The organism is Streptomyces sp. NPDC031426 (assembly GCF_055581585.1).
Genome location: NZ_JBVIJE010000003.1, coordinates 207,256 through 217,060 on the forward strand (window position 1 = coordinate 207,256; position 9,805 = coordinate 217,060).

General features: G+C 72.9%; 8 protein-coding genes and 1 pseudogene. 6 read left to right on the forward strand and 3 right to left on the reverse strand.

All coding sequences use genetic code 11. The features are described 5' to 3' along the window. Window positions 1-10 precede the first annotated feature (10 nt). The gene (locus tag ACZ5NH_RS06385; RefSeq protein ID WP_468773230.1) at window positions 11-1,651 is read left to right on the forward strand and encodes an ABC-F family ATP-binding cassette domain-containing protein; all 1,641 of its coding nucleotides are present in this window, start codon (window positions 11-13) and stop codon (window positions 1,649-1,651) included. Window positions 1,652-1,710: 59 nt separating this feature from the next. Further along, window positions 1,711-2,175: an SRPBCC family protein gene (locus ACZ5NH_RS06390; RefSeq protein ID WP_468773231.1), complete on the forward strand. Its 465-nt coding sequence runs from the start codon at window positions 1,711-1,713 to the stop codon at window positions 2,173-2,175. A gap of 149 nt (window positions 2,176-2,324) precedes the next feature. On the opposite strand, the gene ACZ5NH_RS06395 is transcribed toward ACZ5NH_RS06390, so the two are convergent. Both ACZ5NH_RS06395 and ACZ5NH_RS06400 read right to left on the reverse strand, forming a co-directional pair. Continuing rightward, window positions 2,325-4,739, reverse strand: a complete 2,415-nt coding sequence (locus tag ACZ5NH_RS06395) for a Tex family protein (protein WP_468773232.1) — start codon at window positions 4,737-4,739, stop codon at window positions 2,325-2,327. Between the two features lie 111 nt (window positions 4,740-4,850). Next, window positions 4,851-4,983: pseudogene (locus ACZ5NH_RS06400) on the reverse strand (LPFR motif small protein). Between the two features lie 149 nt (window positions 4,984-5,132). Here ACZ5NH_RS06400 and ACZ5NH_RS06405 point away from each other — a divergent pair. Together ACZ5NH_RS06405 and ACZ5NH_RS06410 are read left to right on the forward strand one after the other, a co-directional pair. Continuing rightward, the gene (locus tag ACZ5NH_RS06405; protein WP_468773233.1) at window positions 5,133-6,116 is read left to right on the forward strand and encodes a GlxA family transcriptional regulator; all 984 of its coding nucleotides are present in this window, start codon (window positions 5,133-5,135) and stop codon (window positions 6,114-6,116) included. Window positions 6,117-6,318: 202 nt separating this feature from the next. Next, on the forward strand, window positions 6,319-6,954 hold the full coding sequence (locus ACZ5NH_RS06410) for a DJ-1/PfpI family protein (protein ID WP_468773234.1): 636 nt from the start codon (window positions 6,319-6,321) through the stop codon (window positions 6,952-6,954). On the opposite strand, the gene ACZ5NH_RS06415 is transcribed toward ACZ5NH_RS06410, so the two are convergent. Further along, complete coding sequence (locus ACZ5NH_RS06415) at window positions 6,941-7,696, reverse strand: enoyl-CoA hydratase/isomerase family protein (protein WP_468773235.1); 756 nt, start codon at window positions 7,694-7,696, stop codon at window positions 6,941-6,943. The genes ACZ5NH_RS06410 and ACZ5NH_RS06415 overlap by 14 nt on opposite strands. 130 nt (window positions 7,697-7,826) lie before the next feature. Between ACZ5NH_RS06415 and ACZ5NH_RS06420 the strand changes: the two genes are divergently transcribed. Both ACZ5NH_RS06420 and ACZ5NH_RS06425 read left to right on the forward strand, forming a co-directional pair. After that, window positions 7,827-8,396, forward strand: a complete 570-nt coding sequence (locus ACZ5NH_RS06420; protein WP_451551712.1) for an HdeD family acid-resistance protein — start codon at window positions 7,827-7,829, stop codon at window positions 8,394-8,396. A 205-nt stretch (window positions 8,397-8,601) separates the two neighbouring features. Then, on the forward strand, window positions 8,602-9,096 hold the full coding sequence (locus ACZ5NH_RS06425) for an ATP-binding protein (protein WP_388627208.1): 495 nt from the start codon (window positions 8,602-8,604) through the stop codon (window positions 9,094-9,096). Window positions 9,097-9,805 lie beyond the last annotated feature (709 nt).

Consider the following 9,805-nt stretch of genomic DNA (forward strand, 5'->3'; position numbering starts at 1 on the left):
CGGCGTCCTGATGACTGCCACCCTCGTCGCCAAGAACCTCGCCGCCGGGCACGGTGACCGTTCCCTCTTCTCCGGGCTGGACCTCGTCGTCGCGCCCGGCGACGTGATCGGTCTCGTCGGTGCCAACGGCGCGGGCAAGTCCACCCTGCTGAAGCTGCTCGCCGGACTCACCCCGCCCGAACAGGGTGAGCTGCGGCTGTCCCCGCCGACCGCGACCGTCGGTCATCTGCCGCAGGAGCCGGAGCGCAGGCCGGGCGAGACCGTCCGGGAGTTCCTCGCCCGTCGTACGGGAGTCGCCGAGGCCCAGCGCGTCATGGACGAGGCCACTCAGGCGCTCGTGGACGGGTCACCCGGTGCCGACGACGCCTACGCGACCGCGCTGGAGCGCTGGCTCGGCCTCGGCGGCGCCGACCTGGAGGAGCGCGCGGAGGAAGTCGCCGACTCGCTCGGTCTCGCCGTCGACCTGGACCAGCCGATGACCGCACTGTCCGGCGGCCAGGCGGCCCGCGCCGGGCTCGCCTCGCTCCTGCTGTCCCGCTACGACGTCTTCCTCCTGGACGAGCCCACCAACGACCTCGACCTCGACGGCCTGGAGCGCCTGGAGCGCTTCGTCACCGGCCTGCGCGCCGGCACGGTCGTCGTCAGCCACGACCGCGAGTTCCTCACCCGCACGGTCACCAAGGTCCTCGAACTCGACCTGGCCCAGCAGCAGATCAACCTCTACGGCGGTGGCTACGCGGCCTATCTGGAGGAGCGCGAGGTCGCCCGCCGGCACGCGCGCGAGGACTACGAGGAGTACGCCGACAAGAGGGCCGCCCTCCAGGACCGTGCGCAGATGCAGCGGGCCTGGATGGACAAGGGCGTGAAGAACGCCCGGCGCAAGGCCGGCAACGACAACGACAAGATCGGCCGCAAGTTCCGCAGCGAGGCGAGCGAGAAGCAGGCGGCCAAGGCGCGGCAGACCCAGCGGATGATCGAGCGCCTGGACGCGGTCGAGGAGCCACGCAAGGAGTGGGAACTGCGCATGGAGATCGCGTGCGCCCCGCGCTCCGGAGCGGTCGTGGCGACCCTGCGGGACGCCGAGGTCCGGCGCGGCGACTTCACCTTCGGGCCGGTGTCCCTGCAGATCGACTGGGCGGACCGGGTCGCGGTCACCGGGGCCAACGGTGCCGGCAAGTCCACCCTGCTCGGCGCGCTGCTCGGCCGTGTCCCGCTCGACTCCGGGCATGCGGCGCTCGGCTCGGGCGTCCTGGTGGGCGAGGTCGACCAGGCCCGCAAGCTCTTCCACGGCACCGAGACCCTGCTGGACGCCTTCTGCGCGGCCGTCCCCGACACCGAGCAGGTGGAGGTCCGCACCTTGCTCGCCAAGTTCGGCCTGAAGTCCGACCATGTGCTGCGCCCGGCCGGGACCCTCTCGCCGGGCGAGCGTACCCGCGCCGCCCTGGCGTTGCTCCAGGGCCGGGGAGTGAACCTCCTCGTCCTGGACGAGCCCACGAACCATCTCGACCTGCCCGCCATCGAACAGCTGGAGTCCGCCCTCGACGCCTACGACGGCACCCTGCTCCTGGTCACCCACGACCGGCGCATGCTGGACGCGGTCCGCGTGACCCGGCGGCTGGAAGTGGCGGACGGGAAGGTCACGGAGCGCTAGCGCCCCGCACCCCGGGTGGGCGGCCAGAGGGCGCAGACCTGCAGGAAAGTAGGCCGGGCATGACGATCGACGAGACGGCGGAGCGGGTCATCGGGCTGCCGCCCGAGCGGGTGGCGGCGTACGCCATGGACTGGCGCCACGACCCGGAGTGGACCCAGGGCATCCGTACGGCGGAACTGACCGGACAGGCGCCCACGGGCGGCTTCGGCGTCGGCGCCGAGGTCACCCGCACCGCCCACTTCCTCGGCAGGCGTATCGACTACGTCCTGCGCGTCGCCGCGTACGACCCGCCACGGCTGCTCGACATGGTGTCCGTGGCGGAGCCCATGCCGATGCACGTCACCTACTCCTTCGACGCGCACCCGCAGGGCACCCTGGCCCGCATCCGGGTCCGGGGCGACGCCGGCCCCCTCTACCGGCTCGCCGCCCCCGTCATGGCCAGAAAGGTCCGCTCGTCCATCGGCAAGGACCTGCGGGACCTGGAGCGCCTCCTGACCGGCCGGCCGGGAGACGCCCCCGCCTGAGGTCGCCCGGCGAGGGCGCGTGCGGGACGCCCTGGACGAAGGCACCCCCGTGAGGAGGGTGCCCTTTCAGCCGGCCGTGACGGATGCGCGGGTGGGAAGACCTGTCCCCGGGGCGGAGCCTGCGGGGATGCGGCCCAAGCCCCGCAGGGTCACCGCTTCTTCGGATCGAGCAGGCCCGCGCGGCGCAGTGCGTCGGCCATGGCGCTGTTCGCGGGCGGCGGGGCCTGGCGGCCGCCCCGGTCGCGGTCGCCACCCCGGTCGCCGCCACGGGCCTCGCGCCGGCCCTGGCCGCCGCCCTGCCGCTGCTGGGGCGGCCGGGCGCCGCCCCCGCGCTGCTGCCGGCCGCCGCCCTGTCCCTGCGGCGCGGCCTCGTCGTCCAGGCGCAGGGTCAGCGCGATCCGCTTGCGCGGGATGTCCACGTCGAGGACCTTCACCTTGACGATGTCACCCGGCTTGGCGACATCGCGCGGGTCCTTGACGAACGTCTTGGACATCGCGGAGACATGCACCAGGCCGTCCTGGTGGACGCCGACGTCCACGAACGCGCCGAACGCGGCCACGTTCGTCACCACGCCCTCCAGGATCATCCCGGCGGACAGGTCGGAGATCTTCTCCACGCCCTCCTTGAAGGTGGCCGTCTTGAACGCGGGACGCGGGTCGCGGCCCGGCTTCTCCAGCTCCTTCAGGATGTCCGTCACGGTCGGCAGACCGAACGTGTCGTCCACGAAGTCGGCGGGCCTCAGCGAGCGCAGCACACCGGTGTTGCCGATCAGGGAGGCGACCTCCTGGCCGGTGGTCTTCACCATGCGGCGGACCACCGGGTAGGCCTCGGGGTGCACGCTGGAGGCGTCCAGCGGGTCGTCGCCGCCCCGGATGCGCAGGAAGCCCGCGCACTGCTCGTACGCCTTCGGGCCGAGCCGCGCCACCTTCTTCAGCTCGGACCGGGACTTGAACGGGCCATTGGCGTCCCGGTGCGCCACGATGTTCTCGGCGAGACCGGAGGAGATGCCCGACACCCGCGACAGGAGCGGCACGGACGCGGTGTTGACGTCCACGCCGACGCCGTTCACACAGTCCTCCACGACCGCGTCCAGCGAGCGGGACAGCTTCACCTCGGACAGGTCGTGCTGGTACTGGCCGACGCCGATCGACTTCGGGTCGATCTTCACCAGCTCGGCCAGCGGGTCCTGCAGCCGACGGGCGATGGAGACCGCGCCGCGCAGCGACACGTCCATGTCCGGCAGCTCCTGCGAGGCGTACTGCGAGGCCGAGTACACCGACGCGCCCGCCTCGGACACCATCACCTTGGTGAGCTTCAACTCCGGGTGCCTGGAGATCAGTTCGGCGGCGAGCTTGTCGGTCTCGCGGGAGGCCGTGCCGTTGCCGATCGCGACCAGCTCGACCGCGTGCTCCTCGGCGAGCCTCGCGAGCTTGGCGATCGCCTCGTCCCACTTGTTGGCCGGGACGTGCGGATAGATCACGTCCGTGGCGACGACCTTGCCGGTCGCGTCGACCACGGCGACCTTCACGCCCGTACGGAAACCGGGGTCCAGGCCCAGCGTCGAGCGGGTGCCGGCCGGGGCGGCCAGCAGCAGATCGCGCAGGTTCGCCGCGAAGACGTTCACCGCCTCGTCCTCGGCGGCCGTCCGCAGCCGCAGCCGCAGATCGATGCCGAGGTGGACCAGGATGCGGGTGCGCCAGGCCCAGCGGACGGTGTCCGTCAGCCACTTGTCGGCGGGGCGGCCCCGGTCGGCGATCCCGAACCGGTTCGCGACGATGCCCTCGTACGACGACGGAACCGATGGGGACTGGGCCGGCTCCTCCGGCTCCAGGGCGAGGTCCAGGACCTCCTCCTTCTCGCCGCGCAGCATCGCCAGGATCCGGTGCGAGGGCAGCTCGGTGAACGGCTCGGCGAAGTCGAAGTAGTCGGCGAACTTCGCGCCCGCCTCCTCCTTGCCCTCGCGCACCTTCGCGGCCAGCCGCCCGCGCACCCACATGCGCTCGCGCAGCTCGCCGATCAGGTCGGCGTCCTCCGAGAACCGCTCGGTGAGGATCGCCCGCGCGCCCTCCAGCGCGGCCTGCGGGTCGGCGACGCCCTTGTCGGCGTCCACGAACGCGGCGGCGGCCGCGAGCGGCTCCACCGTCGGGTCACCCAGCAGGCCCTCCGCCAGCGGCTCCAGGCCCGCCTCGCGCGCGATCTGCGCCTTGGTGCGGCGCTTGGGCTTGTACGGGAGGTAGATGTCCTCCAGCCGCGCCTTGGTCTCGGCGCCGCGGATGCGGGACTCCAGCTCCTCGGTCAGCTTGCCCTGCTCGCGCACCGACTCCAGGATCGCCGTACGCCGCTCCTCCAGCTCCCGCAGATACCGCAGCCGCTCCTCGATCGTGCGCAGCTGCGCATCGTCGAGCATCTCGGTCGCTTCCTTGCGGTAGCGGGCGATGAAGGGCACCGTCGAACCGCCGTCGAGCAGTTCCACCGCGGCCTTCACCTGCCGCTCCCGTACGCCGAGTTCCTCGGCGATCCTGCCTTCGATGGATCCTGCTCCGATGGATCCCGGTGTCGTCACGATCCCGTACCGCCTTCTCGACTGAGGTTGCGCGGCAATTGTGGCAGGTGACACCGACAACCGGGGATCAGGGCGGCACCTCGGCGGGCCGCCGGGCCGGCGGGCCGTATTTCAGGCCCGGCTCCCGCGCGCGGTCGGACGAGGGCCCGCCGAACAGCCGGGCGAGCGCCCGGAACGGCAGCGTGACCACCGTGGTGACGGCCCCGCCGATCTGGCGCAGTACGTCTGCGAGGGCACTGAACACGCAAGTCCTCCGTTCTCACCGGATCGGGTGTTCGTCACCGGGTACCTCGGACGCCGCCCGCCCGTGCGCCGCGGACGGCGCCGGGCATGGCAGAAAAGGTGGGAAACACGTCATTGCGGCCACGCTCCCGCAGGCGAAGAATCGAGGGCATGACGCAGCCAATCGAGGAAACGGCCCACCGGCGGACCCTCCTCTTCGTCGTCTTCGACGGCGTCCAGAGCCTCGACGTCACCGGGCCGCTCGAGGTGTTCGCGGGCGCCGAGAGGCACACGCCGGGCACCTACCGGGTCCGTACGGCCTCGCTGGACGGCGGCCCGGTGCGCACCTCCAGCGGCCTGACCCTCGTACCGGACGAGGCACTCACCGCCGCCGCCGACCCGCACACCCTGCTGGTGCCCGGCGGCGAGGGCACGCGCCACCCCGACCCCCGGGTGATCGACTGGCTGCGTGCCCGCGGACCGCGGGTCCCGCGCCTGGTCTCGGTGTGCACAGGCGCCATCCTGGTCGCCGCCGCCGGACTCCTCGACGGCCGCCGGGCGACGACCCACTGGGCCTACTGCGACAAGCTCGCCCGCGACCACCCGGCGGTCGCCGTGGATCCGGAGCCGATCTATGTCCGGGACGGGCACGTCGCCACCTCGGCCGGGGTGACCTCCGGCATCGACCTGGCCCTCGCCCTGGTCGAGGAGGACCTGGACCGGGACGTCGCGCTCGCCGTCGCCCGGCACCTGGTGGTGTTCCTGCGCCGGCCCGGAAACCAGGCGCAGTTCAGCGCCCAGCTCGCCGCGCAGACCGCGCAGCGCGCACCGCTGCGGGAGGTCCAGCGCTGGATCGCCGAGCATCCGGGCGGCGACCTGACGATCGACGCGCTAGCCGCCCGCGCCCGCCTTTCACCTCGCCACTTCGCCCGAGCCTTCCGCGAGGAGACCGGTATGACCCCGGGCCGCTACGTCGACCGCGTCCGCCTGGAACACGCCCGCCGCCTGCTGGAGGACACCCCCGACAACATCGAGGAGGTCGCCCGCGCCAGCGGTTACGGCACCCCCGAGGCCATGCGCCGCGCCTTCGTCAAGGCTCTCGCCACACCCCCGGCCGAATACCGTCGCCGCTTCCGCCCGGCCGTGGCCCACTGAGCCCGGCCACCGACACCGGCGTTCTGCGCCCGGTGACGGCCCACTGGACCGGCCATCGCCGACGGACGCCCGCATCCGCCCTGGCCCGTCGAGGCCCCCCATCGCCCCTGATACTCCGCCGCGCCCGCGCAACGGCTTCAGCACGGACGTTCGCGGCCGCTCAGCCCACCTGGGCCCCATCGACCCCACGAAGGGACACGCCATGCAGATCGCCATCGTCGTCTATGACCGGTTCACCGCCCTCGACGCCGTCGGCCCCTACGAGATCCTCTCCCGCCTCCCCGGTGCCGAGACCGTGTTCGTCGCCGAGCGCACCGGTCCCGTCCGCACCGACACCCGTGCGCTCGGGGTCGTCGCCGACCGGCCGCTGGCCGAGGTCACCCGGCCGGACCTGGTGATCGTCCCGGGCGGCCCGGGGCAGAGCGACCTCATGGAGCACCGTCCGCTGCTGGACTGGCTGCGCGACGTCGACGCGGCCAGCACCTGGACCACCTCGGTGTGCACGGGCTCGCTGCTGCTGGCCGCCGCGGGCCTGCTGGACGGCCGGCGCGCGACCTCGCACTGGCTGGCGCTCGACCAGCTGAAGCGGTTCGGTGCCGAGCCGGCCGAGGAGCGGGTCGTGGCGGACGGAAAGTACGTCACCGCAGCCGGTGTCTCCGCCGGCATCGACATGGCCCTCACCCTGGCCGGCCGCATCGCCGGCGACGAACACGCCCAGGCTCTCCAGCTCGCCACGGAGTACGACCCGCGGCCGCCCTACGCCACCGGCTCCCCGGACAAGGCCCCCGCCCATCTCGTCGAGCGGTTGCGGGCGCGGAGCCGTTTCATCCTGACGTAGACACGCTCCATGTGAACCGCGGCTGCCGGCGCTCCAGGAACGCGGAGACCCCTTCCGCGGTGTCGGGATTGCCGCGCGCCGTCCGCACCCAGTGGGCGTCCCGGTCGGTACGGCCGCCCGCGAACTCCTTCGCGGCGGCCTGGGTCAGCTGCGAGCGGGAGACCAGGATCCGGGCCAACTCCGCGACCCGCTTGTCCAGTTCGCCCTCCGGCAGCACCTCGTCCACGAGCCCGGTGCCGAGCGCCCGCCCGGCGTCGATCAACTCGGCCGTGAACAACAGGTACTTGGCGGTGGCCGGGCCCACCAGCGACACCAGGCGGCGGGTCGACGAGGCCGGATAGACGATGCCGAGCCGCGCCGGAGTCACTCCGAACAGCGCGCCCTCCTCCGCCAGCCGTAGATCGCAGGCCGCGGCGAGCTGTGCCCCGCCGCCCACGCAGTGCCCGCGCACGGCGGCCAGGGTCGGCTTGGGGAACGCGGCGAGCGCCTCCTCGGCGGCCACGGCGAGTCGCTGTGCCTCCTCGGGGGAGCCCTGGAGCGTGCTGATGTCCGCGCCCGCGCAGAAGGTTCCGCCCTCACCGGTGAGCACCAGCGCCCGTACGCCCGGGTCCCGCGCCAGCTCGTCCAGCAGCGGCGGGAGGGCCCGCCACATCGCGGCGGTCATGGCGTTGCGCTTGGCCGGGTTGCCGATGACGACGGTGGCGACAGCGCCTTCGGTGCGGTGCGACAGCTGGGGCTCCATGCGCGGATCGTATCGGGGGGTCCGATGGGCACGGACAGCGCGGGTTTGGCAGGTGCGGTGCGTTACGAAACCTACCCAATGGGGACAAAGAGGGAGGGAGCGGTAAGCGGCGTGGACCGAGGAGGCGGCGATGGCCAGGGCCGGCACACGCGGAGACAGCGCGACGAAACTCCACCGCGGCTTCAGCCTGCTCACCGTGCTCGGTGTGCTCCTCGTGCTCGCCGGGATCGTCGGACTCGTCTACGCCGGGGTCGCCACGCTCACCTCGATGCTGTTGTTCGGCTGGCTGCTGCTGATCGGCGGGATCGTCGGTCTGGTGCACGCGATCCAGGCCCGTGGCACCAGCTTCTTCTGGCTCGGTGTCATCGTCGCCGCCCTGAACATCGCGGCCGGTGTCGTCGTCATCCGTCTGCCGCACGCCGCGGCGGCCGCGCTCACCATGTTCGCCGCGCTGCTGTTCCTCTCCGCGGGCCTCTTCCGGCTGGTCGGCGGCCTGGTCGTGCGCGGACCGCAGCTGGGCTGGACGCTGTTGCTCGGCGCCTTCGACCTGCTGCTGGGGATCCTGGTCCTCGCCTCCTGGCCGAGCAGCAGCCAGTACGTCATCGGCGCCTTCCTCTCGCTCGCCCTGCTCTTCGACGGCCTCGCCCTCGTGGCCACCGGTTACGGCGGGCGGCGTGTCGTCGGGCTCGTCTCCGAGTAGGGGCAGTCCCAAACCCGTACGACCCGACTAGTTCGCGAACCGGCGTCCGGGCGACAGGAACAGTCCCACACGTGACCGTGTCATACGCACTCGGTCAGAAACCGTTCGATACCCGCTGACTTGTGTTCAGTCCTAGGGGCCTGAGCGGATCGTTACCAACACTCGACGTGTGGTGACAATCGAGCGCGAGGGTGGCGACCGGACGATGGACAACCACGGGCGCGGGGACGGCCCGCGCCCAGCGGGGGGCGCCGAGCGGCTGCCCGATCCACTGCCGTACGAAGGCGTCTGGCGGTTCACTGCCGCCGCGGTGGACGCCTCGGTCCCGCAGGCCCGGCATGCCGTACGGGACCTGCTGCTGCGCCAGGGCGTGCCGGTCTCCGACGAGCTGGTGTACGGCCTGCTGCTGATCGTCTCGGAGCTGGTCACCAACGCGGTCCGGCACGCGGCGCTGCTGTCGCCGATGCTGGCCGTGGAGGTCGCCGTCGGAGCCGAGTGGGTGCGGGTGTCCGTGGAGGACAACCATCCCTACCGTCCGACCGCCCTGGAGGCCGACCACGGCCAGACCGGTGGCCGGGGCCTGCTGCTGGTCCGCGAGGTGGCGCGGGAGGCGGGCGGGACGGTCGACGTGGAGCACACCGCGAGCGGCGGCAAGGTCATCTGGGCCGCCCTACCCCTCAAGCCCGCCACGTTGCCGTAACCCGGCTTCACCCCGCGACTGCCACCCGCAGACGACGAGGTCGCCGTGCCCCCAGGCCGGCGTGGGCGTCGAACCACAGGCCGACGGACCGCCGTGGCCCGAGGCCGGCGAGGGTGTTGACCCGCGGCCGGTGAGACTGCGTGGTCCCACAGGACTGCGGTAGCGCTGCAGGCCGGCGAGACCGCAGGCTGGTGCGCGCGACGACCTCGCAGGCGGCGAGAGCACCGTGGTCCCGAGGCCGCCAAGGGTGCTCAACCGCAGGCCGGCGAGGCTGCGTGGCCCCGCAAGCCGGTGTGCGTGGGGACGCGCAGGCCGGCGAAGCTGCCGTGCCCCCGAGACGGGCGAGGCTGCCGAGCCGCAGGCCGGTGAGCGTGTGTGGCCCCGAGGCCGGTGAGGCTGTGTGGCTTCGCCGGTCGGCGGGGCTGTCGTGGCGCTGCAGGCCGGTGAGGCCGTGAGACCGCAGGCTGGTGCGCGCGACGACCTCGCAGGCGGCGAGAGCACCGTGGTCCCGAGGCCGTCAAGGGTGCTCAACCGCGGGCCGGCGAGGCTGCGTGGCACCCGCAAGCCCGTGTGCGCGGGGACGCGCAGGCCGGCGAAGCTGCCGTGCCCCCGAGACGGGCGAGGCTGCCGAGCCGCAGGCCGGTGAGCGTGCGTGGCCCCGAGGCCGGTGAGGCTGTGTGGCTTCGCCGGTCGGCGGGGCTGTCGTGGC

What these genes read in the sequence shown, in the direction of transcription:
- ACZ5NH_RS06385 (WP_468773230.1), top strand. Translation starts at nt 11, where the DNA reads ATGACTGCCACCCTCGTCGCCAAGAACCTCGCCGCCGGGCACGGTGAC.
- ACZ5NH_RS06390 (WP_468773231.1), top strand. Translation starts at nt 1,711, where the DNA reads ATGACGATCGACGAGACGGCGGAGCGGGTCATCGGGCTGCCGCCCGAG.
- ACZ5NH_RS06405 (WP_468773233.1), top strand. Translation starts at nt 5,133, where the DNA reads ATGACGCAGCCAATCGAGGAAACGGCCCACCGGCGGACCCTCCTCTTC.
- ACZ5NH_RS06410 (WP_468773234.1), top strand. Translation starts at nt 6,319, where the DNA reads ATGCAGATCGCCATCGTCGTCTATGACCGGTTCACCGCCCTCGACGCC.
- ACZ5NH_RS06415 (WP_468773235.1), bottom strand. Translation starts at nt 7,696, where the DNA reads ATGGAGCCCCAGCTGTCGCACCGCACCGAAGGCGCTGTCGCCACCGTC.
- ACZ5NH_RS06420 (WP_451551712.1), top strand. Translation starts at nt 7,827, where the DNA reads ATGGCCAGGGCCGGCACACGCGGAGACAGCGCGACGAAACTCCACCGC.
- ACZ5NH_RS06425 (WP_388627208.1), top strand. Translation starts at nt 8,602, where the DNA reads ATGGACAACCACGGGCGCGGGGACGGCCCGCGCCCAGCGGGGGGCGCC.